The 26,119-nt window shown below is 72.9% G+C and carries 25 protein-coding genes, 3 tRNA genes and 1 pseudogene; 19 read left to right on the top strand and 10 right to left on the bottom strand.

From position 1 onward, the window contains the following. Nucleotides 1–75: 75 nt before the first annotated feature. The 4 genes from GA0070613_RS02180 (at nucleotide 76) to serA (ending at nucleotide 5,464) form a co-directional block, all read left to right on the top strand. Nucleotides 76–1,962 carry an acetolactate synthase large subunit gene (locus GA0070613_RS02180; RefSeq protein ID WP_089010740.1) on the top strand — a complete coding sequence of 629 codons (1,887 nt, stop codon included), beginning with the start codon at nucleotides 76–78 and terminating at the stop codon, nucleotides 1,960–1,962. 61 nt (nucleotides 1,963–2,023) lie between these two features. Beyond that, the gene (gene ilvN / locus GA0070613_RS02175; RefSeq protein ID WP_089010739.1) at nucleotides 2,024–2,539 is read left to right on the top strand and encodes an acetolactate synthase small subunit; all 516 of its coding nucleotides are present in this window, start codon (nucleotides 2,024–2,026) and stop codon (nucleotides 2,537–2,539) included. A gap of 55 nt (nucleotides 2,540–2,594) precedes the next feature. Then, nucleotides 2,595–3,608: a ketol-acid reductoisomerase gene (ilvC, locus tag GA0070613_RS02170; protein WP_089010738.1), complete on the top strand. Its 1,014-nt coding sequence runs from the start codon at nucleotides 2,595–2,597 to the stop codon at nucleotides 3,606–3,608. 257 nt (nucleotides 3,609–3,865) lie between these two features. Then, nucleotides 3,866–5,464 carry a phosphoglycerate dehydrogenase gene (serA, locus tag GA0070613_RS02165; protein ID WP_089010737.1) on the top strand — a complete coding sequence of 533 codons (1,599 nt, stop codon included), beginning with the start codon at nucleotides 3,866–3,868 and terminating at the stop codon, nucleotides 5,462–5,464. Nucleotides 5,465–5,530: 66 nt separating this feature from the next. Here serA and GA0070613_RS02160 read toward each other — a convergent pair whose 3' ends face one another. Both GA0070613_RS02160 and GA0070613_RS02155 read right to left on the bottom strand, forming a co-directional pair. Beyond that, complete coding sequence (locus GA0070613_RS02160; protein ID WP_172875742.1) at nucleotides 5,531–5,887, bottom strand: hypothetical protein; 357 nt, start codon at nucleotides 5,885–5,887, stop codon at nucleotides 5,531–5,533. Between the two features lie 388 nt (nucleotides 5,888–6,275). After that, nucleotides 6,276–7,151 carry an FAD:protein FMN transferase gene (locus tag GA0070613_RS02155; RefSeq protein ID WP_089010735.1) on the bottom strand — a complete coding sequence of 292 codons (876 nt, stop codon included), beginning with the start codon at nucleotides 7,149–7,151 and terminating at the stop codon, nucleotides 6,276–6,278. Nucleotides 7,152–7,373: 222 nt separating this feature from the next. Between GA0070613_RS02155 and GA0070613_RS02150 the strand changes: the two genes are divergently transcribed. Next, nucleotides 7,374–8,405, top strand: coding sequence for a 3-isopropylmalate dehydrogenase (locus GA0070613_RS02150; RefSeq protein ID WP_089010734.1), 1,032 nt, complete (start codon nucleotides 7,374–7,376; stop codon nucleotides 8,403–8,405). Between the two features lie 222 nt (nucleotides 8,406–8,627). After that, entirely contained in the window at nucleotides 8,628–9,725 is a 1,098-nt protein-coding gene (locus GA0070613_RS02145; protein WP_089010733.1) for a branched-chain amino acid aminotransferase, read from the top strand. Nucleotides 9,726–10,100: 375 nt separating this feature from the next. Here the strand turns inward: GA0070613_RS02145 and GA0070613_RS02140 are convergent, their stop codons facing one another. The 4 genes from GA0070613_RS02140 to GA0070613_RS02125 form a co-directional block, all read right to left on the bottom strand. Beyond that, nucleotides 10,101–10,847 (bottom strand): tyrosine-protein phosphatase, encoded by a 747-nt coding sequence (locus GA0070613_RS02140; protein WP_231929632.1) that lies wholly within the window; start codon nucleotides 10,845–10,847, stop codon nucleotides 10,101–10,103. A gap of 66 nt (nucleotides 10,848–10,913) precedes the next feature. After that, on the bottom strand, nucleotides 10,914–11,378 hold the full coding sequence (locus GA0070613_RS02135) for a hypothetical protein (protein ID WP_089010731.1): 465 nt from the start codon (nucleotides 11,376–11,378) through the stop codon (nucleotides 10,914–10,916). A gap of 151 nt (nucleotides 11,379–11,529) precedes the next feature. Continuing rightward, a complete protein-coding gene (locus GA0070613_RS02130) occupies nucleotides 11,530–12,060 on the bottom strand; it encodes a carboxymuconolactone decarboxylase family protein (RefSeq protein ID WP_089010730.1) in 531 nt (176 codons plus the stop codon). Nucleotide 12,061: 1 nt separating this feature from the next. Next, nucleotides 12,062–12,622, bottom strand: a complete 561-nt coding sequence (locus GA0070613_RS02125) for a peroxiredoxin (RefSeq protein WP_089010729.1) — start codon at nucleotides 12,620–12,622, stop codon at nucleotides 12,062–12,064. Between the two features lie 367 nt (nucleotides 12,623–12,989). Here GA0070613_RS02125 and cimA point away from each other — a divergent pair, with 367 nt between their 5' ends. After that, complete coding sequence (gene cimA / locus GA0070613_RS02120) at nucleotides 12,990–14,570, top strand: citramalate synthase (RefSeq protein ID WP_089010728.1); 1,581 nt, start codon at nucleotides 12,990–12,992, stop codon at nucleotides 14,568–14,570. 6 nt (nucleotides 14,571–14,576) lie between these two features. Here cimA and GA0070613_RS02115 read toward each other — a convergent pair whose 3' ends face one another. Next, nucleotides 14,577–15,569 carry an endonuclease/exonuclease/phosphatase family protein gene (locus tag GA0070613_RS02115; protein ID WP_231929631.1) on the bottom strand — a complete coding sequence of 331 codons (993 nt, stop codon included), beginning with the start codon at nucleotides 15,567–15,569 and terminating at the stop codon, nucleotides 14,577–14,579. Nucleotides 15,570–15,753: 184 nt separating this feature from the next. On the opposite strand from GA0070613_RS02115, the gene GA0070613_RS02110 reads away from it, so the two are divergent. From GA0070613_RS02110 to GA0070613_RS02080, 7 genes are all read left to right on the top strand, one after another. Further along, entirely contained in the window at nucleotides 15,754–16,803 is a 1,050-nt protein-coding gene (locus tag GA0070613_RS02110; RefSeq protein WP_089010727.1) for an AAA family ATPase, read from the top strand. After that, nucleotides 16,800–17,807 carry a DUF58 domain-containing protein gene (locus GA0070613_RS02105; RefSeq protein ID WP_089010726.1) on the top strand — a complete coding sequence of 336 codons (1,008 nt, stop codon included), beginning with the start codon at nucleotides 16,800–16,802 and terminating at the stop codon, nucleotides 17,805–17,807. Before GA0070613_RS02110 ends, GA0070613_RS02105 begins: the two co-directional genes overlap by 4 nt. Continuing rightward, nucleotides 17,804–18,763, top strand: a complete 960-nt coding sequence (locus GA0070613_RS02100; protein ID WP_089010725.1) for a VWA domain-containing protein — start codon at nucleotides 17,804–17,806, stop codon at nucleotides 18,761–18,763. The genes GA0070613_RS02105 and GA0070613_RS02100 overlap by 4 nt, the downstream gene beginning before the upstream one ends. Nucleotides 18,764–18,818: 55 nt before the next feature. Next, nucleotides 18,819–19,676: a S1C family serine protease gene (locus GA0070613_RS02095; RefSeq protein WP_089010724.1), complete on the top strand. Its 858-nt coding sequence runs from the start codon at nucleotides 18,819–18,821 to the stop codon at nucleotides 19,674–19,676. Between the two features lie 206 nt (nucleotides 19,677–19,882). Further along, nucleotides 19,883–20,095: a hypothetical protein gene (locus tag GA0070613_RS02090; protein ID WP_231929630.1), complete on the top strand. Its 213-nt coding sequence runs from the start codon at nucleotides 19,883–19,885 to the stop codon at nucleotides 20,093–20,095. A 9-nt stretch (nucleotides 20,096–20,104) separates the two neighbouring features. Next, nucleotides 20,105–20,530, top strand: coding sequence for an alternative ribosome rescue aminoacyl-tRNA hydrolase ArfB (gene arfB / locus GA0070613_RS02085; RefSeq protein ID WP_089010723.1), 426 nt, complete (start codon nucleotides 20,105–20,107; stop codon nucleotides 20,528–20,530). 48 nt (nucleotides 20,531–20,578) lie between these two features. Beyond that, nucleotides 20,579–21,154, top strand: a complete 576-nt coding sequence (locus GA0070613_RS02080) for a GNAT family N-acetyltransferase (protein ID WP_089010722.1) — start codon at nucleotides 20,579–20,581, stop codon at nucleotides 21,152–21,154. Between the two features lie 5 nt (nucleotides 21,155–21,159). Here GA0070613_RS02080 and GA0070613_RS33180 read toward each other — a convergent pair. After that, nucleotides 21,160–21,303, bottom strand: a pseudogene (locus tag GA0070613_RS33180) (3-methyladenine DNA glycosylase); the annotation flags it as partial. A 222-nt stretch (nucleotides 21,304–21,525) separates the two neighbouring features. Between GA0070613_RS33180 and GA0070613_RS02075 the strand changes: the two are divergent. After that, nucleotides 21,526–22,128, top strand: a complete 603-nt coding sequence (locus GA0070613_RS02075; RefSeq protein ID WP_089010721.1) for a DinB family protein — start codon at nucleotides 21,526–21,528, stop codon at nucleotides 22,126–22,128. Nucleotides 22,129–22,238: 110 nt separating this feature from the next. Here the strand turns inward: GA0070613_RS02075 and GA0070613_RS02070 are convergent, their stop codons facing one another. Both GA0070613_RS02070 and GA0070613_RS02065 read right to left on the bottom strand, forming a co-directional pair. After that, nucleotides 22,239–23,129, bottom strand: coding sequence for a 3-methyladenine DNA glycosylase (locus tag GA0070613_RS02070; protein ID WP_089010720.1), 891 nt, complete (start codon nucleotides 23,127–23,129; stop codon nucleotides 22,239–22,241). Nucleotides 23,130–23,163: 34 nt separating this feature from the next. Continuing rightward, nucleotides 23,164–24,558: a hypothetical protein gene (locus GA0070613_RS02065; RefSeq protein WP_089010719.1), complete on the bottom strand. Its 1,395-nt coding sequence runs from the start codon at nucleotides 24,556–24,558 to the stop codon at nucleotides 23,164–23,166. A 182-nt stretch (nucleotides 24,559–24,740) separates the two neighbouring features. On the opposite strand from GA0070613_RS02065, the gene GA0070613_RS02060 reads away from it, so the two are divergent. From GA0070613_RS02060 to GA0070613_RS02045, 4 genes are all read left to right on the top strand, one after another. Then, nucleotides 24,741–25,544, top strand: a complete 804-nt coding sequence (locus GA0070613_RS02060) for a fumarylacetoacetate hydrolase family protein (protein WP_089010718.1) — start codon at nucleotides 24,741–24,743, stop codon at nucleotides 25,542–25,544. 106 nt (nucleotides 25,545–25,650) lie between these two features. After that, nucleotides 25,651–25,722, top strand: a tRNA-Gln gene (locus tag GA0070613_RS02055). Between the two features lie 88 nt (nucleotides 25,723–25,810). Continuing rightward, a tRNA-Glu gene (locus GA0070613_RS02050) sits at nucleotides 25,811–25,883 on the top strand. 155 nt (nucleotides 25,884–26,038) lie between these two features. Then, nucleotides 26,039–26,111, top strand: a tRNA-Glu gene (locus tag GA0070613_RS02045). The last annotated feature ends 8 nt before the right edge of the window (nucleotides 26,112–26,119 follow it).

Raw genomic sequence — 26,119 nt, 5'->3', positions numbered from 1 at the left:
CATCGGGGCGGGCCCCGCCCGCGTCGCACCTGTGTGAAAGAGCCTCACCCACTCCAGCCGAAGGCCTGAACCGCCATGACGAGACCCACGCCAGAGACCCTTGCCCACTCCGTCCGGCGAGCCCGCCCGGCCTCCGAGCCGGCGAGTGACGCCGACCACGCCCACACCCCCCGCAACGGGGCCGCCCCGGCCGCCCCGGCGGTACGGCAGCCCGAGTCGGCGCAGGTCTCCGGCGCCGGATCGCTGGTGCGGTCGCTCGAGGCGCTCGGCGTCGACGTCGTCTTCGGCATTCCGGGCGGTGCGATCCTGCCGGCGTACGACCCGCTCTACGACTCCACCGTGCGGCACATCCTGGTCCGGCACGAGCAGGGCGCCGGCCACGCCGCCACCGGCTACGCGCAGGCGACCGGGAAGGTCGGCGTCTGCATCGCCACCTCCGGCCCCGGCGCGACCAACCTGGTCACCCCGATCGCCGACGCGTACATGGACTCGGTGCCGATGGTGGCGATCACCGGCCAGGTCGCGCGTCCCTCGATCGGCACGGACGCCTTCCAGGAGGCGGACATCCAGGGCATCACCCTGCCGATCACCAAGCACAACTTCCTGGTGCAGACCGCCGAGGAGATCCCGCAGGTCCTGGCCGAGGCGTTCCACCTGGCCTCGACCGGTCGGCCCGGCCCGGTGCTGGTGGACATCCCCAAGGACGTCCTCCAGGCGCCGACCACCTTCGCCTGGCCGCCCACCCTGGACCTGCCCGGCTACCGGCCGACCCTGCACCCGCACGGCAAGCAGATCCGCGAGGCGGCCCGGCTGATGACCAGCGCCCGCCGCCCGGTGCTCTACGTCGGTGGCGGCGTGCTCAAGGCCGGCGCCACCGAGGGCCTGCGCCGGCTGGCGGAGCTGACCGGCATCCCGGTGGTCACCACGCTGATGGCGCTCGGCGCGTTCCCCGACTCGCACCGGCAGCACCTCGGCATGCCGGGCATGCACGGCACCGTCGCCGCGGTGTACGGCCTGCAGAAGGCCGACCTGATCGTGGCGCTGGGGGCCCGCTTCGACGACCGGGTCACCGGCAAGCTGGACTCGTTCGCGCCGGACGCCACCGTGGTGCACGCCGACATCGACCCGGCCGAGATCGGTAAGAACCGGCACGCGGACGTGCCGATCGTGGGCGACGCCCGGCACGTGATCGACGAGCTGATCGCCGCGGTCACCACCGAGCAGGCCGCCCGGCCGGCGGCCGAACTCGGCGACTGGTGGACCCAGCTCGGCGACCTGCGCAAGCGCTACCCGCTCGGCTACGAGGAGCCGGCCGACGGCACCCTCTCCCCGCAGTACGTGATCAAGCGGCTGGGCGAGATGGCCGGCCCGGACACGATCTTCGTGGCCGGCGTCGGGCAGCACCAGATGTGGGCCAGCCAGTTCATCTCGTACGAGAAGCCGTACACCTGGCTCAACTCCGGTGGCCTCGGCACCATGGGGTACGCGGTGCCGGCGGCGATGGGCGCCAAGGTCGGCAAGCCGGACACGGTGGTCTGGGCGGTGGACGGCGACGGCTGCTTCCAGATGACCAACCAGGAGCTGGCCACCTGCGCGCTGGAGGGCATCCCGGTCAAGATCGCCGTGATCAACAACGGCAACCTGGGCATGGTCCGGCAGTGGCAGACGCTCTTCTACGGCGAGCGCTACTCCAACACGGAGCTGGGCACCCACAAGCACCGCATCCCGGACTTCGTGAAGCTCGCCGAGGCGCTCGGCTGCGTCGGGCTGCGCTGCGAGAACGCCGCCGACGTGGACAAGACCATCGAGGCGGCCATGGCGATCAACGACGCCCCCGTGGTGATCGACTTCGTGGTCGGCAAGGACGCCATGGTCTGGCCGATGGTCGCGGCCGGCACCAGCAACGACGAGATCATGTTCGCCCGGGGCGTCCGCCCCGCCTTCGACGAGGACGAGCTGTAGTCATGACCGATCGCACCGAGCGCAGCGAGGGCCGTGAGGGCATGACGAGGAAGGCACAGCCATGACCCTGCACACTCTGAGCGTCCTGGTGGAGAACAAGCCGGGTGTCCTGGCCCGGGTCTCCGGCCTGTTCTCCCGGCGCGGCTTCAACATCGACAGCCTCGCCGTGGGCGAGACCGAGAACCCGGACGTCTCCCGGATCACCATCGTGGTGAACGCCGAGTCCTCCCCGCTGGAGCAGGTCACCAAGCAGCTCAACAAGCTGGTCAACGTACTCAAGATCGTTGAGCTGGATCCGCAGGTCTCGGTCGCGCGGGAGCTGCTGCTGGTCAAGGTCCGGGCGGACCGCAACGGCCGGGCGCAGGTGCTGGAGACGGTCGCCCTGTTCCGTGCCCGGGTGGTCGACGTCGCCCCGGACACGCTGACCATCGAGGCCACCGGCACCCCCGACAAGCTCGACGCGCTGCTGCGCGACCTCGAACCGTTCGGCATCAAGGAGATGGTCCAGTCCGGCACGGTGGCAATCGGGCGCGGCTCGCGTTCGATCACCGCCGGGCCCGCGCTGCGCGCCGCCTGACCACCACACAAGTCCACGACGGGCCGCTGCGGACCGCCGTACGAAAGGGAAGTCAATGAGCGTTGAGGTGTACTACGACGACGACGCCGACCTGGGCCTGATCCAGGGCCGCAAGGTCGCCGTGATCGGGTACGGCAGCCAGGGGCACGCCCACGCGCTGTCGCTGCGCGACTCCGGCGTCGACGTGGTGATCGGCCTGCCCGCCGGTTCGAAGAGCCGGCCGAAGGCCGAGGAGCAGGGCCTGCGGGTGCTCACGCCGGCCGAGGCGGCGGCCGAGGCCGACGTGATCATGATCCTGGCGCCGGACACCGCGCAGCGGGCGCTCTACGCCGACGCGATCGCCCCGAACCTGGCCCCCGGCAAGGCCATCTTCTTCGGCCACGGCTTCAACATCCGGTACGGCCTGATCACCCCGCCGGCCGACGTGGACGTGGCGATGGTCGCTCCGAAGGGCCCGGGTCACCTGGTCCGCCGCCAGTACGTCGACGGCAAGGGCGTGCCGTGCCTGGTCGCCGTCGAGCAGGACGCCACCGGCACCGCGTTCCAGCTCGCCCTGGCGTACGCCAAGGGCATCGGCGGCACCCGGGCCGGCGCGATCCGGACCACCTTCACCGAGGAGACCGAGACGGACCTCTTCGGTGAGCAGGCGGTGCTCTGCGGCGGCGCGGCGGCGCTGGTGCAGACCGGTTTCGAGGTGCTCACCGAGGCCGGCTACGCCCCGGAGGTGGCCTACTTCGAGTGCCTGCACGAGCTGAAGCTCATCGTCGACCTGATGTACGAGGGCGGCATCGCCCGGATGCGCTACAGCATCTCCGACACCGCCGAGTACGGCGACCTCTCCCGCGGCCCGCGGGTCATCGACTCCCGGGTCAAGGAGGAGATGCGCAAGATCCTCGGCGAGATCCGGTCCGGCGAGTTCGCCCGCGAGTGGGTGGCCGAGGACGAGGCCGGCCGGCCGAACTTCGCCAAGTGGCGGGCCGAGGGCGCGGCGCACCCGATCGAGGAGACCGGCCAGAAGCTGCGGGCCATGATGAGCTGGGTCGACCGGCCGATCACCGAGACCGCCTGACCGGCACGGTGGCGGGTTCGGCGCTCTCCCCGGCGCCGGGCCCGCCACCGCCTGCGTTCCGCCCCCGTCCAGCTCCGGGACATGTCGGGTTTGTGAGGGCCCTCACCCCGCCGTCCCGGACACGCCGGCCGGCCCGCGCCCTACGATCCCAGGTAGGTGCGTAGCCGGCACCTGACGGCCATGGCACGGCTCACCGCAGGGCGCAGCGCGGCGTCCGCCGCCGCAGCCGACCGCTCTGACGACATCTACGAGGACCGATGAATCCTGTCGTACTGATCGCCGAAGAACTCGCTCCCGCCGCCATCGAGGTGCTCGCGCACGACTTCGACGTACGCCACGTCGACGGCACCGACCGCCCGGCCCTGCTCTCCGCGCTCGCCGAGGCCGACGCGGTGATCGTGCGCAGCGCGACCCAGATCGACGCCGAGGCCATCGCCGCCGCGCCGCGCCTCAAGGTGGTCGCCCGGGCCGGCGTCGGCCTGGACAACGTCGAGGTGCCGGCCGCCACCGCGCGGGGCGTCATGGTCGTCAACGCCCCCACCTCCAACATCGTCTCCGCCGCCGAGCAGGCCGTCGCGCTGCTGCTCGCCGTCGCCCGGAACACCGCCGCGGCCAGCGCCGCGCTGAAGGCGGGGGAGTGGAAGCGGTCCAAGTACACCGGCGTCGAGCTGCAGGGCAAGACCGTCGGCGTGGTCGGCCTCGGCCGCATCGGCGTGCTCTTCGCGCAGCGGATCGCCGCGTTCGGCACCCGGCTGATCGCGTACGACCCCTACATCCAGCCGGCCCGCGCCGCGCAGCTCGGGGTCCGCCTGGTCGGGCTGGAGGAGCTGCTCCGGGAGGCCGACTTCATCTCCATCCACCTGCCCAAGACCCCGGAGACCGTGGGCCTGATCGGCGAGAAGGAGCTGTCGATCGTCAAGCCGGGCGTCCGGATCGTCAACGCCGCCCGCGGTGGCCTGGTCGACGAGCAGGCCCTGGCCGACGCGATCGCCGAGGGCCGGGTGGCCGGCGCCGGCGTCGACGTGTACGCCAAGGAGCCCTGCACCTCCTCGCCGCTGTTCGCCTTCGACAACGTGGTGGCCACCCCGCACCTGGGCGCCTCCACCCACGAGGCGCAGGACAAGGCCGGCCTGGCCGTGGCCAAGAGCGTCAAGCTGGCGCTCCAGGGCGAGTTCGTGCCGGACGCGGTGAATGTCCAGGCCGGCGGCCTGGTCGCCGAGGACGTCCGCCCGCTGCTGCCGCTGGCCGAGAAGCTCGGCCGGGCCTTCACCGCGGTGGCCGGCGGGGTGGCCGCCAGCGTCACCGTCGAGGTGCGCGGCGAGATCGTCAACCACGACGTCTCGGTGCTCAAGCTCGCCGCCACCAAGGGGCTGTTCAGCTCGGTGGTCGAGGAGCAGGTCACCTACGTCAACGCGCCGCACCTGGCCGCCGAGCGCGGCGTCGAGGTCACCCTCGCCACCCAGCCCGAGACCGTTGACCACCCCAACCTGGTGACGGTCCGGGGCGCGCTGCCGGACGGTCGTACGGTCAGCGTCTCCGGCACGGTGACCAGCACCGGCACCCGGGACGTCATCAAGCTGACCGAGGTGGACGGTTTCGACGTGGAGATCGGCGCGGAGGGCATCCTGGTCTTCCTGCGCTACGTCGACCGGCCAGGCGTGGTCGGCACCGTCGGCACCCTGCTCGGCGAGGCCGGGGTCAACATCGCCGCGATGCAGGTCGCCCGCCGGGAGGCCGGCGGCGAGACGCTGATGACGCTCACCGTCGACCAGGCGCTCGGCGCGGACCTGCTCACGTCGGCGGCCGACTCGATCGGCGCTGGCGCGGCCAGCGCCGCCGACCTGCGCGACGAGTAGTCCACCCGCGACACATCGGGGGCCCGGCCGGCACGGCCGGGCCCTTCGTCGTGCCGGGACCGGGGGTCAGGGGGTCACGCGGGCGGGGGGTGGGTAGACCGAGCCGTCCTGGGCGTCGAAGAGCATCAGGTCGTGCTCGCCGGCCAACCGCTCGATGTCGAGCAGAACCTGGTCCTCGCAGGTCGGGAAGAGGTTCAGCTCCACATGGTCGGCGCCCGCGTGCAGCGGGGTGACCTCCCACGGGCTGGCCGGGCCGGCCGGGCGGTCGGGATAGGCGGCGGTGACAGCCCGGTAGAAGCGGACCACCCTGGGATCGGGGTGACTGTCGCCGTGCCGCCCCTCGCGGCACCGCTGTACCGCTGCCCGCACTTCGGCGGGCGTGGCCCCTTCCGGCAGGGCCCACACGCTCAGATCGAAACTCACGGCGGACAGCGTGCCATCCCGGGTCCCCGCCGTCACCCCTGCCCCGCCGCCGGCCAGTGGCGGACTGGTCCATCCGGGGCCGTGACGGTCCGCTGTGGAGACTCTTGCGTCGAGTTGCGCCGATTCGCTAGCGTACCGGTGCGGTCGCCGGCTGAGTCGCGGTGTCGGCCCGTCTTCGGGTGGCGTGGTCGGACGTCCGGCCCACCGGTCCGCACCCCTCGATTGCGCGAGCCACGCGCACTCGTCGCTGACCGGCCTCCACGGTCGTTGCCGAGACCGTGGGGGCCGATCGCGGCACCGATCCCGCGCCGAGCCCGCCCGCCATGCTCACACCCCGCGCGGCCGTGATGCGAGAACGGCCGATCGGGCGGGGGCGTGCCGCGGACCGTCAGCGGCGGCGGTGGGCGAAGAGCGCCCGATAGTCCGAGCCGTTGCGGAACCAGGCCAGCCCGGCCGGGCCGGCGGCGTAGAGCGCGGTGGCGTAGGCGTCGGCCACGGCGAGGTCGGGGCCGACGACGGTGGCGGCGACCAGCTGGTCGGCGGGCTCACCGGTGTGCGGATCCACCACGTGGCCCCGGCGACCGGTGACCCCGGAGGTGCCCACCGCCCCGGCGGTCATTTCCAGCACGAGCGGGGCCCGGTGGGCTTCGGTCGGATGGTGCACCGCCACGCGCCAGGGGCCGCCGTGCGCGGCGTGGCCGCGTACCACCAGGTCGGCGCCGCTGAGCACGGCGTAGTCGTGAATGCCGGCGGCGCGCAGCCGGGCCGCGGCCCGCTCCACCGCCCAGCCGCCGAGCAGGCCGCCCGGGTCGAAGCCGCCGGGCACCGCCCAGGCGTCGAACCAGCCGTCGGTGACCGCGCGCATCGCGGCGCAGCGGTCGACCAGGTCGGCCAGCGGCGGGTACGACTCGGGGGTGATCTCGCCGCGCCGTAGCTTGGAGACCAGGCTGTCCGGCCGGGCCGGCCCGTAGGTGAGGTCGATGGCGCGCAGCTCGGCGACGGCGTCCCGGAGCGCCTCCCCGACGATCCGGCGGCCGAGCCATTCCGGCGCGTTGAGCAGCAGCGAGTAGTCGGCGGTGGAGGTGCGGACGGTGTGCCGGGCGGTGATCCGGTCGACGGCCGTCCCATCGGACCGGTCCAGCCGGTGGCTGCGGGTGCCGAGCCGCAGGTCGGGGCGGCGGCTGCGGAATGCGCTCTGGTCGACCCACCGGGTCCGGGGCTGCTCGTCGACCCATCGGGCCCGTGGCTGCTCGTCGATCCGCATCGCACCTGCTCCCTCGCTGACGACGCCGCAGCGCCGCGGCGAAGCCGGTCACGGGCCCCCGTGACCCGTTCCCCACCGACCCTAGGCAGTGGAGTTGACCGCACCATGAATGCCACCTGGGAGCCTGCTGAGCATTTCGGTTTCCCATAGTCTGGAAGACGCGTACCGGGGGCCGGGACGTCGACGTACCGTTCACGGGAACGACGAGGTGAGGAGCGCCAGGTGGCACGGATCGCGGTGGTGGCCGGGGACGGGATCGGGCCCGAGGTGGTCGCGCAGGCCCGCAAGGTCATCGACGCCGTGCTCCCCGGGGTCGAGGCCACGGAGTACGACCTCGGCGCCGCACGCTACCACCGCACCGGCGAAGTGCTGCCCGACTCCGTGCTGGCCGAGCTGGCCGGGCACGACGCCATCCTGCTGGGCGCGGTCGGCGACCCGACCGTCCCACCGGGCGTGCTGGAGCGGGGACTGCTGCTCAAGCTCCGGTTCGCCTTCGACCAGTACGTGAACCTCCGCCCGTCCCGGCTGTGGCCGGGGGTGTCCGGGCCGCTGGCCACCGTCAAGCCCGGCGAGGTCGACCTGGTGGTCGTCCGCGAGGGCACCGAGGGCCTGTACGCTGGCGCCGGCGGCTCGCTGCACCGGGACACCCCGGCCGAGGTGGCCACCGAGGAGAGCCTGAACACCCGGCACGGCGTGGAGCGGGTGATCCGCGACGCCTTCGTCCGCGCCCGCCGCCGCGAGCGGCGCAAGGTCACCCTGGTGCACAAGACCAACGTGCTCACCCACGCGGGCTCGCTCTGGGCGCGCGCGTTCGCGGCGGTCGCCGCCGAGCACCCCGACGTCACCACCGAGTACCAGCACGTCGACGCGGCCGCGATGTTCCTGGTCACCCAGCCCCAGCGGTACGACGTGGTGGTCACCGACAACCTCTTCGGCGACATCCTCACCGACATCGCCGCCGCGGTCACCGGCGGCATCGGCCTGGCGGCCAGCGGCTCCATCAACCCGACCGGGACGTACCCGTCGATGTTCGAGCCGGTGCACGGCTCGGCGCCGGACATCGCCGGCAAGGGCGTCGCCGACCCGGTGGCCGCGGTGCTCTCCGCCGCGCTCCTGCTCGACCAGCTCGGCCACGCCGACGCCGCTGCCCGGGTCACCGCCGCGGTCGGCGCGGAGCTGGCCGGCCGGACCCCGGGCACACCGCTGCGCACCGCCGAGGTCGGCGACCGGCTCGCCGGGTACGCCGTAGCCTGACCGGGGCCGCCCGCCGGTCCGGATCCGGGCCGCCAGACCCGCTCCCGGGCCCACCCCGCGAGGTCGTCCGCGGCCGTGCCCGACCCCGCTCGTTCCCGCCATTCGACGTGCTCGATCTGCCGGGGCGGAGCTATCCGCTGAACGACCGTTCGGGGTAAGTTTTCTGGCACCAGATACGGCGTGCGGTCGCGCATGTCGTGAACCCGCAGGGAGGTCAGCGCGATGAGCGGTGGTGACAAGCTCGATTTCGAGATCCGTCCGAATCCCGCGCCGGTATCCGCCGCCGATCGGGCCGCCCTGCTGGCCAACCCCGGCTTCGGGCGGGTCTTCACCGACCACATGGTGACGATCCGGTACGCCGACGGGAAGGGCTGGTACGACGCCCGGGTCGAGGCGCGCGGGCCGATCCCGATGGATCCGGCGAGCGCGGTGCTGCACTACGCGCAGGAGATCTTCGAGGGGCTCAAGGCGTACCGGACCGCCGAGGGCGCGGTGACGATGTTCCGCCCGGAGGCCAACGCGGCCCGCTTCGCCGCCTCCGCCCAGCGGCTGGCGATGCCCGAGCTGCCGCAGGAGACCTTCGTCGAGTCGCTGCGCCGGCTGGTGGAGATCGACCGGGACTGGATCCCCGAGAGCGAGGACGCCAGCCTCTACCTCCGGCCGTTCATGTTCGCCAGCGAGGTCTTCCTCGGCGTCCGGCCGGCCAACGAGTACCTCTACGTGGTCATCGCCTCGCCGGCCGGGGCTTACTTCGCCGGCGGGGTCAAGCCGATCACGGTCTGGGTCTCCCCGGACTACACCCGGGCCGCACCGGGCGGCACCGGCGCCGCGAAGTGCGGCGGAAACTACGCCGCCTCGCTGGTCGCCCAGGCGGAGGCGATCGAGGCGGGCTGCGACCAGGTGGTCTTCCTGGACGCGGTCGAGCGCCGGTTCGTCGACGAGCTGGGCGGCATGAACGTCTTCTTCGTCTACGACGACAACACCCTGGTCACCCCGCCGCTGACCGGAACCATCCTGCCGGGCATCACCCGCGACGCGATCCTCACCCTGGCCGCCGCGGCCGGGCACCGGATCGAGGAGCGGCCGATCAGCTTCGCCGACTGGCAGGCCGACGCGGCCAGCGGCCGGCTGCGCGAGGTCTTCGCCTGTGGCACCGCCGCCGTGATCACCCCGATCGGTCAGGTGCGCTTCCCCGACGGCGAGTTCCTCGTCGGCGGTGGCGAGCCGGGTCGGTCCACCATGGCGCTGCGGCAGCAGCTGGTGGACATCCAGCGCGGCCGGGTCGAGGACCCGTACGGCTGGGTGCAGCGGGTGCTCTGACCCGCCGCCAGCTTCACGTCCAGCTCGCCACGGCCGGCACCGTCCACGACGGCGCCGGCCGTTCGGCTTTCCGAGGTCACCGCGGTTGCCGGCACCGGCTGCGGCCGAGCCCCGGCCAACGGGCCTGCGGGGCGGCGGTGGTTGAGCGGGTGACCTGGGGCTCGCGGGTGCGGCCGGCAGGTTGCTCCGGACTCCGTATGAAGCTGATGTCGTGAATGATTCAACGGACGCTCGGGGGCCGTCCACCGACCGGGGCCGCCGCGCCTGTGGCCCGGCGCCTCTTGCCCCGCGCCGTCCTGAGTCGTTCGCGTCATCAGCTTCGTAGGGAGTGCGCGGAGCATCCGGCGTCACCGCTGGCGAGTCATCCGCTCCGCGTCAGTCGAGCAGGTGGTCGCGGAGCGCGGCGAGCTGTGCGTCGGTGATCCCGGCGTGGCGCAGATAGCCCTCCACCGAGCCGTACCCCGCGCGCAGCTCGGTGAGGAAGAGCGTCATCGCCTCGGCGGGGGAGGCGAGGAACGGCGGGGGCAGCTGCTCGGCCGCCGGGGTGGTGGCGGCGGCCCAGGCGCTGAACCGCGCCGACGCCTCGGTGCTCAGCGCGTAGTCGGTGGCGATGTCGGCGTCGGCGACCCCCAGCACGGCGAGGGTGAGGGCGCAGACGATGCCGGTCCGGTCCTTCCCGGCGACGCAGTGCACCACCACCGGGGCGGTCGCGCTGTCGGCGATCAGGCCGACCGCCTCGGCCAGCCCGGCGGTGCCGGTCTGGGCCAGGTCGGCGTACCGGTCGGCGAGGTAGCGGGCGAGGCTCTGCGCCGGGTCGTACCGGATCTCGGCCCAGTCCCGGTGTTCCGGGTGGATGTGCCGGTAGGTGAGCCCGTCGTACGCGGGCACCCGGCCGTCCCGCTCCACCTCGGCCGGTCGCCGCAGGTCGATGACGGTCCGGACGCCGAGGGCGGTGAACGCCTCCCGGTCGGTCTCGTCGATGCGGTGCAGCGAGTCGGAGCGGTAGAGCCGGCCCCGGCGGACGGTACGCCCGTCGTGGCCGGTGTGTCCGCCGACGTCGCGGAAGTTGAAGAGGGCGGGGAACGGGCTCCGGCTGGTCTCGGTGGTGTCCACCCTTGACACGGTAACGGCCGGTGGGGCGTCGCCCCACCGGCCGTTCTGCCCGATCGCGGACCGGGCCGCGTGTCGTCAGACCCGCGCCGGGCCGTCCGGCGGCAGCGCGGACCAGTTCTCGCCGTAGTAGCCGCCGAGCTTGTCCCGGTAGGCCGGGTCGGCGTGGCTCGACTCGTCGTACTCCGGGGCGGCCTTGATCTGGTCCTTCTCCCGGTCGACGTAGACCTTGCGCTCGTCGTGGTCGACGTGGCTCACGGTGCCCGCCGGCAGCATGACCTTCTTGCCGAAGATCCACGGGCCGGTGTCGACCACCAGGTAGCTGTCGTTGACCTCGTGGCTGGCGCTGTCGATCTTGCCGATGCCGCCGTCGGTGGCCTCGACGTGGTAGCCCACCAGGTCGGCGCTGGACACGCCGGCCTCGTCCCGGTAGCGCCACGGGTCGAACGCCCCGGCCGGGGCGCCGCCGGCGACGACGCCCTGACCGCCGTCGATCATCGGTTCGGTGGTGCCGTGCGTGGTGTGCGGATCAAGCCTGTCCATGAGGGACCTCCTGTCCCGACTGTGCTAGTCGTCGCGGAGAGTGCGTTTTCCGCTGTCACAGGAACTTCTACCCAGCTGTCGGTTTTCCAACCCCCACGACGACCGAAGGCCGGCGCCGCGGTCGCGGCGCCGGCCCTCCGGGTCTGCCGACTCAGGCCAGCGCGGCCTGGGCGTCGAGGGCGACCGCGGCGGCGTGCACGACCGCGGCGATCCGCAGCCCCTCGTGCACCTGCTCCCGGGTGAACCCGGCGCCGCGCAGGGTCTTCTCGTGCGACTCCAGGCACACTCCGCAGCCGGTGATGGCCGAGACGGCGAGGCACCAGAGCTCGAAGTCGGCCTTCTCCACGCCGGGCCGGGCGATGATCTGCATCCGCAGCCGGGCCGGCATCGAGGCGTACTGCTCGTCGCCGATCAGGTGCTTGGCCCGGTAGTAGATGTTGTTCATCGCCATGATCGTGGCGGCGCCCTTGGCCGCCTCGATCGCCTCCGGCGTGAGGTGGTCGGCCGCCTCGGCGGCGATCTCCTTCAGCACCACCGGGTTGCGCGCGGCGACCGCGCAGGCCAGGGCCGTGCCCCAGGCCTGCTCGGGCTTGAGCGTCGAGGTGGCGATGGTGGAGCCGAGGTTGAGCTTGATGTCCTTGGCGTACTCCGGCAGGGCCGCCTTGACCGCGTCCAGACCCATGTCAGGCCCCGGCGCCGGCGAGCAGCGCGTTGGCGTCCAGGGTGGCGCCGCCCTTGTTCCAGTTGCACGGGCAGAGCTCGTCGGTCTGCAGTGCGTCGAGCACCCGCAGCACCTCGGAGACGTTCCGGCCGACCGAGCCGGCGGTCACCATGGCGAACTGGATCTCGTTGTCCGGGTCGACGATGAAGGTGGCCCGCTGGGCGACGCCGTCCTCGCCGAGCACGCCGCAATCGGCGGTCAGCTCGCGCTTGATGTCGCTGAGCATCGGGAAGGGCAGCTCACGCAGGTCCGGGTGGTCCTTGCGCCAGGCGTAGTGGACGAACTCGTTGTCCACCGAGACGCCGAGCACCTGGGCGTCCCGGTCGGCGAACTCGCCGTTGAGGCGGCCGAACTCGGCGATCTCCGTCGGGCAGATGAAGGTGAAGTCCTTCGGCCAGAAGAAGACCACCCGCCACTTGCCCTCGTGGGACTTGTGGTTGATCGTCTCGAACGCCTTGTCCGCGTCGAGCGACACGCAGGCGGTGAGTTCATACTCAGGGAAGCGGTCACCGACAGTGAGCACGAGTTTCTCCTTGGCAGCGGCTTGTCAGCGGCGCGAGGCCGGTAACTGGATCGGTTCCAGATACTTCCGCAGCGATGTTCCCGCGCGGTGGCGGCCGGGTGAATTGTGAAGTCGATCACCAGGAGCGCGTCCTGCCCCGATCCCGGCTGTCGATCGGGTTAGTGGCCGCCCTCCGTAATCTTCCCGACATGTGGATTCTGCCTCCCAAAACCGGGGTCGGGGTGGCAAAGTACCGGTCATGACCAGCTCCGTCCTGATTATTGGCAGCTAGCGCGCCGGCTTTCCCTCTCGCCGAGCGCGCAGACCTCCCGCATCCCGCGGGGGGTCTTTTTGTTGCTCCCCGCCGTGGTTCGAGAAGAGGACTTCCATGACCTTCCAGGTGTACGACACGACGCTGCGCGACGGCGCCCAGCGCGAAGGGCTCAGCTACTCGGTGGTCGACAAGCTCGCGGTGGCCCGCCTGCTCGACGACTTCGGGGTCGGCTTCATCGAGGGCGGCTGGCCGGGCGCCGTGCCGAAGGACACCGAGTTCTTCCGTCGGGCGCGTACCGAGCTGGAGCTGCGGCACGCGATCCTGGTCGCCTTCGGCGCCACCCGCAAGGCCGGCCTCGCCGTCGACACCGACCCGCAGGTGCGCGGCCTGCTGGACGCGCAGACCCCGGCGGTCGCCCTGGTGGCCAAGGCGGACCTGCGGCACGTCGAGCGGGCGCTGCGCACCACCGCCGCCGAGAACCTGGCGATGATCTACGACACGGTCACCCACCTGGTGGCCGAGGGGCGCCGGGTCTTCGTCGACGGCGAGCACTTCTTCGACGGGTACCGGTACGACCCGGCGTACACCGCCGCGGTGGTGGAGACGGCGCTGGCCGCCGGGGCGGAGCGGTTCGTGCTCTGCGACACCAACGGCGGAATGCTGCCCTCCCAGATCACGGCCGCCATCGCCGACGTCACCGCGCGCACCGGCATCGCCCCGGAGCTGCTCGGCATCCACTGCCAGAACGACACCGCGTGCGCGGTGGCCAACACCATCGCCGCCGTCGAGGCCGGGGTGCGGCACTTCCAGGGCACCGCCAACGGATACGGCGAGCGTCCCGGCAACGCCGACCTCTTCGCGGTCGTCGCCAACCTCCAGCTCAAGCTCGGGCTGCCCGTCCTCCCGGACGGCTGCCTGGAACAGATGGTGCGGGTCTCGCACGCCATCGCCGAGATCGCCAACATCGCCCCCGACACCCACCAGGCGTACGCCGGGGCCGCCGCCTTCGCCCACAAGGCGGGGCTGCACGCGAGCGCGATCAAGGTCGACCCGTTGCTCTACAACCACGTGGACCCGTCGGTGGTGGGCAACGACATGCGGATCCTGGTGACCGAGATGGCCGGCCGGGCCAGCGTCGAGCTCAAGAGCCGCGAGCTGGGCCTGGACCTGGCCGGCCATCCGGAGGCGCTGACGACGGTGACCAAGCGGGTCAAGGAGCTGGAGGCGGGCGGCTGGTCGTTCGAGGCGGCCGACGCCTCGTTCGAGCTGCTGGTCCGCTCCGAGCTGCCGGACCGGGCCGCGTCCCGGCCGTTCGCCCTGGAGTCCTACCGGGTGCTGGTGGAGCACCGGGAGGACGGCGCGGTCGTCTCCGAGGCCACCGTCAAGATCCGGGTACGCGGCGAGCGGGTGATCGCCACCGCCGAGGGCAACGGCCCGGTCAACGCCCTCGACGAGGCGCTGCGGGTCGGGCTCGCCCGGCACTACCCGGAGCTGCGCGAGTTCGAGCTGGCCGACTACAAGGTCCGCATCCTGGAGGGCAGCCACGGCACCGGCGCGGTGACCCGGGTGCTGGTGGAGACCGCCGGCGCGGGCCGCGACTGGACCACGGTGGGCGTCCACCCCAACGTGGTCGAGGCCTCCTGGCACGCCCTGGTCGACGCCCTCACCTACGGCCTCGACCGCGCCCGGGTGTGACGCCGGTCAGGTGGCGGGCAGCCGCAGCTCGGCGAGGACGGCGCGGTGGTCGCTGCCGGGGAGGGCGTGCACGGTGACCGACCCGACGGCGATGCGGCGGTCGGCCAGGACGTGGTCGATGGTGACCGCCGGGATGAGGTCGCCGTCGTAGGGGCCCCAGGTGCCGGCCAGCCCGGCGCCGGCCTGATCGGCGGCGTCGACGTACCCGGTGCGGATGAGGGCGCGGAGCGGGGCGTGGTCGAGCGTGGCGTTGAAGTCCCCGGCCAGGATGCTCAGCCTCCCGCCCGGGGTGGCCGGCGGCTGCGCCCGCAGGTCGGTCCACCAGTCCGGGACCACCTCGACGGCGTACGGGGCGGCCGGGTGCGCGGACTCGACCCGGAGCGGCGGCGCGCCCGGCACGGCGAGGGTGCCGTATGCCTGGCTGAAGAAGAAGCCCTGGTTGCGGCGCACTCCCGCCTCGGTGATCGGGAACCGGGCGTAGAGGCCCGATCCGGTGGTGCCCACCTCGGGGTTGAGCTGCCGGTAGGGCAGCAGCTCGGCCAGCCCCAGCCGGTCCAGCTCGGCGGCGATCCCCGGGGTGAACTCCTGCACGGTCAGCACATCCACCCGGTGCGCGCGGACCAGGTCGACCAGGGTGGGCGGGTCGGCGCTGCCCTTGAGCAGGTTGGCGGTGAGTAGTCGCAGGGTGGGTCCGCCTACCGGCGGCTGCCCGGAGGCGAACGCGCGGGGCGTCACCACCCCGACCAACGCCAGCGCCACGAGGGCCGCCACGACCGCGGGCCAGCGGCGCCGCAGGGCGAGCGCCAGCACGAGCGGGGCCAGCGTCCCGACGGCGACGTACGGGGTGAAGGCGACCGCCTGCACCAGCGGTCCCCGTTCCAGCCCGGCGAGCCGGAGCAGCGCCCAGGCCGCCCCGGGCCCGACGCCGAGCCAGCATGCCGCCGTCGTCGCCCGGCGGCTTCGCCATTCGACCCGCCGCTGACGCGTCCCCGTGGTCACCGCGTCCACCGTAGCGGTCGACTGGGCACGGCGGCACAGTCCCGTCCGGGCCCACCTGCGTCGGGGCGTACCGCCCGCGCCGTTGCGGGCCGGTCGGGGGAGTTGTCCCGACCCGGGCGACAAAGGCCGCCAAGGGGTCGATAATCCGACGTTTGCCACACCGTCCGCACGGGAAGCAAGCACCGTGACGGACATCTCGGACACCCTGGCCAGCGTGCCCAGCCCGGTCGATGCCGACGGGAGCGGCGTCGACCTGGACCAGACCCTCTTCGAGGTCAAACGCGTGATCGTGGGGCAGGATCGACTCGTCGATCGGCTGCTCACGGCCCTGATCGCTGAGGGGCACTGCCTCCTGGAGGGAGTGCCCGGCGTCGCGAAGACGCTCGCCGCCCAGACCCTCGCCCGGGTCGTCGGCGGCAGCTTCTCCCGGATCCAGTTCACCCCCGACCTGGTCCCCTCGGACATCGTCGGCACCCGCATCTACCGCGCCTCCACCGAGACCTTCGACGTCGAGCTCGGTCCGATCATGGCCAACCTGGTCCTCGCCGACGAGATCAACCGGGCGCCGGCCAAGGTGCAGTCGGCGCTGCTGGAGGCGATGGCCGAGCGGCAGGTCTCGATCGGCGGGCGGAGCTGGGCGGTCCCCGACCCGTTCCTCGTGCTGGCCACCCAGAACCCGATCGAGTCGGAGGGCGTCTACCAGCTCCCCGAGGCGCAACGCGACCGGTTCTTGATGAAGGTCGTCGTCGACTACCCGAGCGACGCCGACGAACTGGCCATCCTCTACCGGATGAGCACCGACCGGCCGAAGCCCCGGCAGGTGCTCGACCCGGCCCGGCTGCGTGAGCTGCAGCGGCGCGCCGGCCACGTCTTCGTGCACCACGCGCTGGCCGAGTACGTCGTCCGGCTGATCCTGTCCACCCGGGACCCCGGCCGGTTCGGGCTGCCCGAGATCGCCCCGCTGCTGGCGTACGGGGCGAGTCCCCGGGCCACCCTCGGACTGGTTGCCGCCGCCCGGGCCCAGGCGCTGCTGCGCGGCCGCGAGTACGTGCTGCCGGAGGACGTCCGGGAGTTGGCCGTGGACGTGCTCGCGCACCGGCTGGTGCTCTCCTTCGACGCGGTGGCGGACGGGGTCTCCGCGGAGGCGGTGGTGCGCCGGCTGGTCGAGGCGGTGCCGCCGCCCCGGGTCGCCACCGGCCAACCCGAGATGGCGCCCGACCTGGCTGCGGCATGAGGCGGCGCCCCGTCCCGCCCCGCCCGGCCGAACCCGGCCTGGCCGACCTCGCTCCCGACCAGCAGCTGCGCCGGCTTGAACTGACCGTTACCCGCCGGCTCGACGGGCTGCTGCACGGGCAGCACCGTGGCCTGCTGCCCGGGCCGGGCAGCGAGATCGCGGGCAGTCGGGAGTACCGCCCCGGCGAGGACGAGGTACGCCGGATGGACTGGGCCGTCACCGCCCGGACCACCGTCCCGCACGTCCGTGAGGTCGACGCCGACCGGGAGCTGACCACCTGGCTGCTGGTGGACGCCAGCCCGAGCATGGAGTACGGCACCGCCGCGCTGGACAAGCGGGAACTCGCGGTGGCCGCCGTCGCCGCCGTCGGCTTCCTCACCGCCGGCGTCGGCAACCGCCTCGGCGCGCAGGTGCTCGGCCCGGACGGCCTGCGCCGGTTCCCGGCCCGCAGCGGACGTACCCACCTGCTCGCGCTGCTCCGGGCGCTGCTGGCCGCCCCGCGGGCCGGCGGGTACGACGAGGAGACGGCTCCGCTCGTGCCGCCGACACTCAACGACGGGCTCGACGGCGTGCAACGGGTGGCGAACCGGCGCGGGCTGGTCGTGGTGGTCTCCGACTTCCTCGACGGGCTGCCCGACGACCCGGCCGGCGCCCCGCCGTGGGAGGCGGCCCTGCGCCGGCTGGCCGTCCGGCACCAGGTGCTCGCCGTCGAGGTGACCGACCCGCGCGAGCTGGAGCTGCCGGACGTCGGCCTGATCACCCTGGTCGACCCGGAGACCGGCCGGCGGCGCGAGGTGTGGACCGGCGACCGGACGCTGCGCCAGCGGTACGCCGAGGCCGCCGCCGCCCAGCGCGACCAGGTACGCGGCGCGCTGCGCCGATCCGGGGCGACCCAGCTGGCGCTGCGTACCGACCGGGACTGGAGCGTCGACATCGTCCGGCACGTGCACGCCCAGCGTCGGCTGGTCGCCGCGCCGGCTGCGGCCCGGGGAGGTGCCGCGTGACCTGGCAGTCGCCCGTCCGGCTCTGGCTGCTGCTCGGCGTGCTCGCCCTGGTGGTGGGCTACCTGGTGATGCAGCGCCGCCGCAGCCGGTACGCCGTCCGCTTCACCAACCTGCGGCTGCTGGACCGGGTCGCGCCGCAGCGGCCGGCCTGGCGCCGGCACGTTCCGGCGGGGCTGTTCCTCGCCATGCTGGCGCTGCTGGTGGTCGGCTTCGCCCGGCCCAGCTCCGAGGTGCGGGTGCCCCGGGAACGGGCCACCGTGATGGTCGCGGTGGACGTCTCCACCTCGATGCTCGCCAACGACGTCGACCCCGACCGGTTGAGCGCGGCGAAGGAGGCCGCCCGGCGCTTCGCCGACGGCCTGCCGGACGAGTTCAACGTGGGGCTGGTCGCCTTCGCCGGCAGCGCGGCGGTGCTGGTGCCACCGAACACCGACCGGGAGGCGCTGCACGAGGGGATCGAGCGACTCAACGAGGGGATCACCGGGGTCCAGGGCACCGCGATCGGGGAGGCGATCAGCACCTCGCTCGGAGCGGTGAAGAGCCTGGACAGCAACGCGGCCAAGGACCCCCCGCCGGCCCGGATCATCCTGCTCTCCGACGGGGCGAACACCTCCGGCATGGACCCGATGGAGGCGGCCGCGCAGGCGGTCGCGGTCAAGGTGCCGGTGCACACCATCTCGTTCGGCACCCCGTCCGGCTCCGTCGACCGGGGCGGCCGGGCCATCCAGGTGCCGGTCGACGGGCAGACCCTCAAGACCGTCGCCGAGGAGACCGGCGGCGGCTTCCACCAGGCGTCCACCACCGCCGAGCTGCGGGCCGTCTACGAGGACATCGGCACCTCGGTGGGCTACCGCAAGGAGCGGCAGGACATCTCCGCCCGCTTCATCGGCCTGGGACTGGTCTTCGCCATGGGCGCCGCGGCCGGGTCGCTGCGGTGGTTCTCGCGCCTGCCCTGACCGCGGCACGGACATGTGCTGACCGCAAGCCGCACGACACGTGAGGAGCGCACGGATGGCAGTGCAGACCGGACTGGGAGAGCCACGCGGTCCCTGGTTCATCTCCCCGGACCTCGATCCGGACGGGCGCGCCCGCTGGGACGTACCGGGATCGGACCGGGATCCGGGGCGACGCCGGCCCGGACGGTGGCTGACGGCGCTGGCGGTGCTGGCAATCTCCAGCGTCTCCGGCGCGGCGGCCGGCGGATGGGTCGCCGGCCGGGACGCGCCCGGGCCCACCGCGGCCTCGGCGGCGCCGGTCCCGGCGGAGCTGGTCACCGCCGCCCAGAAGACGGTGCCGGGGGTGGTCTCGGTGATGGCCGGCGGGGCCTCGGGGTCGTCCGCCACCGGCTCCGGCTTCGCCATCGACGACCAGCAGCACATCGTCACCAACGACCACATCCTGGACCGGGGCGGCGGGGGGCCGGTGACGGTGGAGCTGCCGGACGGCCGGCGGTTCAGCGCCGAGGTCATCGGGCGGGAGCCGCGCAGCGACCTGGCCGTGCTGAAGGTGCCCGCGTCGGCGGGGCTGGCGCCGCTGCCGCTGGCGAAGCCGAACTCCGTCCGGGTCGGCGAGCCGGTGCTCGCGGTGGGTTCTCCGCTGGGGCTGGCCGGCACGGTGACCGCCGGCATCGTCAGCGCGCTGAACCGGCAGGTGCGGATCGGCTCGGGCCGGCACACCGCGGTGCAGACCGACGCGTCGATCAATCCCGGCAACTCCGGTGGTCCGCTGGTCAACGCCCGGGGCGAGGTGGTCGGGGTGAACACGGCCATCGCCACCATCGACGGCAGCGGCTCGATCGGCATCGGGTTCGCCATCCCGATCGACCAGGTCCAGCAGACCGCCGACACCATCATCGGCAAGGGTGGCTGACCGGCCCCGCCGCCCCCTGGCCGGCGGAACCGCAGACGGATCGGGGAAACTGTCGGATATCCGGCGCGGGGCCATCGGGCCATGGAAATATTACGCTGAGTATGGATACTGGCTCGGGTGGAGCAAGCTGTCGTCGCGGCCCTCCTGCTGGTGGGCCTGTTGATCGGATGCGGAGTCGGCGCGGCGTACGCCCGCGCGAAGCGCGGGTGGACGGACCACAAGACCGTCAAGAACGCGGTTCCGTCGCCCGACGGACCGCCTGGCTGGCGATCCGTGCGGTCTGCACCAAGGTCGGCGTGATCGCGCTGCTGCTGGTCGGCGCGGCCGCGTACGCGGCGGCCGGCTCGGATCACAAGCGGGCGGATCCCGCGCCCACACCGACCGTGACCCCCGCCCCGACCCGCACCGCGGGACGTTAGCCTCGGGGCATGGACGACGGACTGCGGGTGACCGACCGGCTGGTGGTCCCCAGCGGCGAGCTGCGGGAGCGGTTCTCCCGCTCCTCCGGCCCGGGCGGGCAGGGCGTCAACACCGCCGACTCGCGAGTGGAGCTCAGTTTCGACCTGGCGGCCTCGCCCAGCCTGCCCGAGCCACTGCGCGAACGGGCGCTGGAACGGCTGGCCGGCCGGCTGGTCGACGGCGTGCTGACCATCGCCGCGAGCGAGCACCGGGCGCAGCTGGCGAACCGGGAGGCGGCCCGGGAGCGGATGACCGCCCTGCTGCGGGAGGCGGTCGCCCCGCCGCCGAAGCCGCGCCGCCCCACCCGCCCGTCCCGGGGCGCCAAGGAACGGCGGCTGGCCGAGAAGAAGCGCCGGTCCCAGCGCAAACGCGATCGCCGCGTCGACGGCGACTGACCGGAAAATCGCGTGCGGGCGGTCCCGTCGTCGCCGACAATTCGCCCCGTGCCCGTCGCCTTCTCCGTCAAGCCCACCCTCATCGGGGAACGTGTGCTGTTGCGGCCGTTCGTCGACGACGACGTGGCCGCCTTCCAGGCGGTGCTGGCCGACCCCGAGGTGGCCCGGCTCACCGGCAGCCCACCGGGAGAGGGCTCCGATCCCGGGCGGCTGCGGGCCTGGTACAGCAGCCGCAACGCGCAGACCGACCGGCTCGACCTGGCGGTGGTCGACCGCGCCACCGGGGCCTGCGTCGGCGAGGTGGTCCTCAACGAGTGGGACGGACCCAACCGCAGCTGCAACTTCCGCACCCTGATCGGCCCGGCCGGGCGCGACCGCGGGCTCGGCACGGAGGCGGTCCGGCTCGTCGTCGGGTACGGCTTCGAACGGCTCGAGCTGCACCGGATCTCGCTGGAGGTGTTCGCCTTCAACCCGCGCGCCCGCCGCGTCTACGAGAAGGTCGGCTTCGTCGCGGAGGGCATGCTGCGGCAGGTGCTGCGCGACGGCGGCGGCTGGGTGGACGCCACCGTCATGTCGATCCTCGCCCCCGAGTGGGCGGTGCACCGCGGCCACCCGCACAGCTGACCCCGCGGGTACCCCAGGTCGGCGAGGTCGTACGGGCTGGCCCGCACATCCAGCGTGCGGATCTTCCGGGCCAGCGCGAAGCAGTCCGCGACCAACTCGCTCGGCACCAGCGGAGAGAGCTTGTACGCCCACTTGTAGAGGTCCCTGTTCACTCCGATCGGGTGCATCTCGTCACCGCTCGCGGTCGAAATCCTGGCCGTCTCCGATACGTCGAGCCACACGGCAGGTCCGGCAGTGAGATCGAGCGAGGGCAGGTACCCGTGTGCGGCCTCCAGGAGTGCCCACTCGACCTCGATCGTGGTCGCTGGCGCCGTCTTCGCGGCCGATTCGACGTCAGCTGCTCGCGCCGTCTTCTGGCAGACTTGCCTTCCATGATCGATGAGTTCGCCAAGGATTACCTCCACCATGAACTGCGCGGTGTACGCGAGGCGCTGGTCTGGAAGCTTGACGGGCTCTCCGAATACGACATCCGCCGCCCCCTGACGGCGACGGGCACCAACCTCCTCGGGCTGGTCAAGCACAAGGCGTACTCGGAAGCCAGATACTTCGGCGAGGTCTTCGGCCGGCCGTTCCCCGGACCGATACCGCGGTGGAACGACGCGGGCGCCTGGGAGAACGAACACTGGGCCACTGAGCACGAAACGCGCGCGGATATCCTGGGTCTCTACCGGTCCGTCTGCGAACACTCGGATGCGACGATCAACGCCCTGCCCATCGACGCGCCTGGACACGTACCGTGGTGGCCAAGGCCAGACGTGAAGCTGTTCAACGTCATGGTCCACATTCTCAACGACACCACCCGGCATGCAGGACACGCCGACATCCTGCGCGAACAGTTGGACGGCAGGACCGGGACGACGGCCGCGTACGAGGAAGCGATCGACGCCGCTGCCCGCGAAGCCTACTGCGCGAAGGTCGAACAAGCCGCCACGGCTGCCGACCCCGCCTGCGCACCCGATCGCTGCAGCGACTGAGAGCGTTGTTCAGTCGGCTGTGCTCGATGAGCTGCGCTCAAGTCCTTGATCGACCCGTTCATGACGCCGCTCAGACGTGGTGCCAACTCATGCTGGACACCATCGCTGACCTATCTGTCCGAGGCGGCTAGGAGCCGGTCGCATTCCGCGATCAGGCGCGAACGCAGGGGTGCGGCCCGTTCCGCGAACGACCGCTGTGCCAGCACATACTCGTGACGGCCCTCGATGGTTTCGATTCTGACGGGCGAGTAGCCCAGTGCGGTGAGGTCGTACGGAGAGGCGCGCATGTCCAGGGTCCGGATCTCTCTCGCCAGCTCGAAGCAGTCGGCTACGAGTTCCGAGGGGACCAGGGGCGAGAGCTTGTAGGAATGCTTGTAGAGGTCCATGTTGGCGTGCAGGCAGCCCGGCTGCTCCAACGCGTGCTGGCCCTCCCGGGTCGGGGTGAGCAGGTTCAGCGGCCGGGCCGGCGCGGTGAAGAACCGGTACGCGTCGAAGTGGCTGCACCGCACGCCCCGCTCCTCGACCACGGCGGCGGTCGCGGCCGGGCTCAGCCGCAGCGGCCAGGCGTTGTGGCGTACCTCGTCCTGGGTCTGCCGGTAGACCATCGCCCACTCGTGCATGCCGAAGCAGCCGAGGTGCGCCGGGCGGCCGGCGGTCGCCGCGAGCAGCGTCCGGATCCAGTCGATCGACTCGGCGCGTCGCGCGTGTACCCGATCGGTGTCGAGGGTGAGGCCGGCGGCGGTGGCCCGGTAGTCCCGGCCGAACTCGGCCGGGTCCGCGTCGCGCAGCACCACGCCGGCGCCCGGGTGCCAGCGGCGCAGCTGGGCGGGGCGGTGGGAGTAGTAGGTGAAGAGGAAGTCCTCCACCGGGTGCTTCTCCCCGGTGCGGCGGCGGGCCAGGTGCGGCGCCAGCCAGGCGTCCACCCGCTGCTCGTGCGCCCGCCGGCGGGCCTGCCAGCCGGCCACGTCGAGCGCGGCGGCGGGGGCGAGGGCGGCGGTCACGGAGCCCAGGGTACGACCGCCGCCCGACCGCCGGTCAGGGCACGTCCACCCGGACCCCGGCGGAGAAGATCCCGCTGCGCAGCTCCAACTGCTTCGGCGGCTGGCTGCCGTTGACCGTGAAGACCAGCGGCAGCACCAGCCGGCTGCCCGCCGCGACCGGCTGGGCGAAGACGTCGCGCCCGAGGTTCGCGACCCGGGTCGCGGTCTCGTCGGTGCTGACCCAGTTGCCGTCCGGCAGGTATGCCCGCTGCAGCTGCCCGTGCCAGGTCTGCTCCTCCGGGCTGAGGTTGCGCACCCCGACGGTGGCCTGGCACTGCCGGCCCCCGGGGGCGGCGGCGGGCTGGCCGGCGGCCGCGCAGGCGACCCGGTAGACGGTGAACTCGAACGCCGACTCCCGCAGCGGCACGCCCACCGCGCCGGTGACGCTCCGGCCCGTCCAGGCGCCGATGGTCGGCTGCTTGCTGGTGTCGATCGCGGCGACCCGCTGGGTGGCCGTCCAGGCCGCCGCGCCGACCACCCCGGCCAGCACCGCCGCCGCCACGCCCACCACCAGCCAGATCGGCGGTCGGCGGCGCCGCGCTCCCGTCGGCGAGGGCATTGCCGTGCGCGGGTAGAGCGTTCCGCCGCCCGGCTGGCCACCGCCGCCCCCGCCCGCCGGGCCACCGGTCCGGCCGGCCGGCGAGGCTCCGGCCATGGTCGGCGTGGCGCCGCCCGGCGCCGCGCTGGCGCGTTGCCGGCGGCGCTGCCACCACCACCAGAGCGCACCGACGGTGATGACCAGGATCGCGGCCAGCGCCGCGAGCAGCACCGGCGGGCGGCGCCAGGCGGGCGCCGCGGTCACCTTCGCCGCCGGTACCGGGGCCGCGTTCCAGGTGGCGGTGGCGCAGTCGTACGGCCGGGTGCCGTCGGTGCCGTACGCGCAGGCCGGCGCGGTCACCGGCCGACCCGGCGCGGTCATGGTCAGCGCGGTGTTCAGGGTGGTGGTGCTCCCCGCCGGCAGCCGGAGCCGCCAGGTCACCTCGCCGGCCCTGGACGCTCCGGTCGGGCGGTTGGCCCGGCCACCGGCGGTGACCGTGCTCGCGGACGTCCCGGCGGGCAGTTCCTGCCGCACGGTCGTCTCCACCATGCTGCTCCCGGCGTTGCGCACGTCGATCCGGTACGCCGGCATCGGCGTGCCGGCCGGCGCCACCAGCACGGTGACCGGCGGTATCGGCCGCGGGACCGGCGCGGCCGAGGTCGGCGGCACCGCGGGCGGCGCCGCCGGCATCCCGGTGGCGGTCGGCGCGGGCTGCGCCGCCCCCGGTGCCGGTGCGGCGGGTGCGGCCGCCGCCCGGGGCACCGTGGCGGGCAGCACCGGTACGGCGGCGAGGATGCCGAGGCAGTTCACGATCACTGCGAGGGCTCTGTGGTGTCGTCTCGATGCAGGCATACGAACGAACCTCCGGACCCGAAGCTATGGGGCCGAGCCCGCCGGGCGGGTACGAAGCAGGCATTCCCGCCCCGGTGGCCGGCCGGCGGCGTACCCTGCCGCCGGCCGCTTCGGGCCGCCTCGCGACGTGCCGGTGGTCGCACGCGGCGTGACACGCCCGTGGTCGGGGATAGATTGGCGGGGTGCGTATCGCTCGTTTTGCTCATGCCAAGGGAATGTCGTTCGGGGTCGTCGAGGGCGAGCCGGGGGTCGGGCCGCAGGGCCTGACCATCGCCGAGATCGAGGGGCACCCGTTCGGCCAGGTCCAGTTCTCCGGCGCCCGGTGGGCGCTCTCCGACGTCCGGCTGCTCTCGCCGATCCTGCCCAGCAAGGTGGTCTGTGTCGGCCGCAACTACGCGGAGCACGCCGCCGAGCACGGCAGCGAGGTGCCCAAGGAGCCGCTGCTCTTCCTGAAGCCGTCCACCTCGGTGATCGGGCCGCGCGACGCGATCCGGCTGCCGATCTTCTCCAAGCAGGTCGAACACGAGGCGGAGTTGGCCGTGGTGATCGGCGCGCCGGGGGCGCGCCGGGCCGACCGGGCCGCCGCCGAGCGGGCGATCTTCGGCTACACCTGCGCCAACGACGTCACCGCCCGGGACCTGCAGCGCTCGGACGGGCAGTGGACGCGGGCCAAGGGCTTCGACTCGTTCTGCCCGATCGGTCCGTGGATCACCACCGGGCTGGACGTCTCCGACCTGGAGATCCGGTGTGAGGTGGGCCGCAACCCCGACGAGATGGAGGTGCGCCAGCTCGGCCGGACGAAGGACATGGTCTTCGACGTGCCGGCCCTGGTGTCGTACATCTCGCACGTGATGACGCTGCTTCCCGGCGACGTGGTGCTGACCGGCACTCCGGCGGGGGTTAGCCCGCTCACCGAGGGGGATACGGTCACCGTGCGGATCGAGGGGATCGGCGAGCTCACCAACCCGGTGGTGCCGGTCGCCTGATGCGCCCGACGCCTCGTTTCCGCAGTTCAGGGGCGGTTCGGGGGGTTGGATTTGGCCTGTCGGCACGGGGAGGGTAAAGTTCATCCCCGGCGCCGCAAGGGGCCAATGGGGTATGGGGTAATTGGCAGCCCGACTGATTCTGGTTCAGTTAGTCTAGGTTCGAGTCCTGGTACCCCAGCGCAGCCGCGGGTTCGCGAGAATCCCGGTCGCTGGACTCTGATAGAGTGCAGCTTCCTCGCCACCAGAGTGAGGAAGCAGGAAGTTCTGGCCCCGTCGTCTAGCGGCCCAGGACGCCGCCCTCTCAAGGCGGTAGCGCCGGTTCGAATCCGGTCGGGGCTACAGCGCTGACAGCCCGTCCCACCTCGGTGGGGCGGGCTTCTCCATGTCCGCGATCGCCGGCCCGTTGGTCCCTGGCCCCGTCGTCGGTCGTGGAGGCGGTGCCGTTAGACTACTGCCGCACCGCTCGTCATGGTGGTGAAGCAGGAAAAGTGCCTGGCCCCGTCGTCTAGCGGCCCAGGACGCCGCCCTCTCAAGGCGGTAGCGCCGGTTCGAATCCGGTCGGGGCTACAGCTCGA

The sequence above is a fragment of the Micromonospora inositola genome (genome assembly GCF_900090285.1).
GTDB lineage: Bacteria > Actinomycetota > Actinomycetes > Mycobacteriales > Micromonosporaceae > Micromonospora > Micromonospora inositola.
The sequence above is the reverse complement of the archived record's forward strand: the minus strand, read 5'-3'. Positions and strand labels throughout refer to the sequence as shown.

Coding starts and splice junctions, on each gene's coding strand:
- GA0070613_RS02180 (WP_089010740.1), top strand. CDS start 76: ATGACGAGACCCACGCCAGAGACCCTTGCCCACTCCGTCCGGCGAGCC.
- ilvN (WP_089010739.1), top strand. CDS start 2,024: ATGACCCTGCACACTCTGAGCGTCCTGGTGGAGAACAAGCCGGGTGTC.
- ilvC (WP_089010738.1), top strand. CDS start 2,595: ATGAGCGTTGAGGTGTACTACGACGACGACGCCGACCTGGGCCTGATC.
- serA (WP_089010737.1), top strand. CDS start 3,866: ATGAATCCTGTCGTACTGATCGCCGAAGAACTCGCTCCCGCCGCCATC.
- GA0070613_RS02155 (WP_089010735.1), bottom strand. CDS start 7,151: ATGCGGATCGACGAGCAGCCACGGGCCCGATGGGTCGACGAGCAGCCC.
- GA0070613_RS02145 (WP_089010733.1), top strand. CDS start 8,628: ATGAGCGGTGGTGACAAGCTCGATTTCGAGATCCGTCCGAATCCCGCG.
- GA0070613_RS02135 (WP_089010731.1), bottom strand. CDS start 11,378: ATGGACAGGCTTGATCCGCACACCACGCACGGCACCACCGAACCGATG.
- GA0070613_RS02130 (WP_089010730.1), bottom strand. CDS start 12,060: ATGGGTCTGGACGCGGTCAAGGCGGCCCTGCCGGAGTACGCCAAGGAC.
- cimA (WP_089010728.1), top strand. CDS start 12,990: ATGACCTTCCAGGTGTACGACACGACGCTGCGCGACGGCGCCCAGCGC.
- GA0070613_RS02105 (WP_089010726.1), top strand. CDS start 16,800: ATGAGGCGGCGCCCCGTCCCGCCCCGCCCGGCCGAACCCGGCCTGGCC.
- GA0070613_RS02095 (WP_089010724.1), top strand. CDS start 18,819: ATGGCAGTGCAGACCGGACTGGGAGAGCCACGCGGTCCCTGGTTCATC.
- arfB (WP_089010723.1), top strand. CDS start 20,105: ATGGACGACGGACTGCGGGTGACCGACCGGCTGGTGGTCCCCAGCGGC.
- GA0070613_RS02075 (WP_089010721.1), top strand. CDS start 21,526: ATGATCGATGAGTTCGCCAAGGATTACCTCCACCATGAACTGCGCGGT.
- GA0070613_RS02065 (WP_089010719.1), bottom strand. CDS start 24,558: ATGCCTGCATCGAGACGACACCACAGAGCCCTCGCAGTGATCGTGAAC.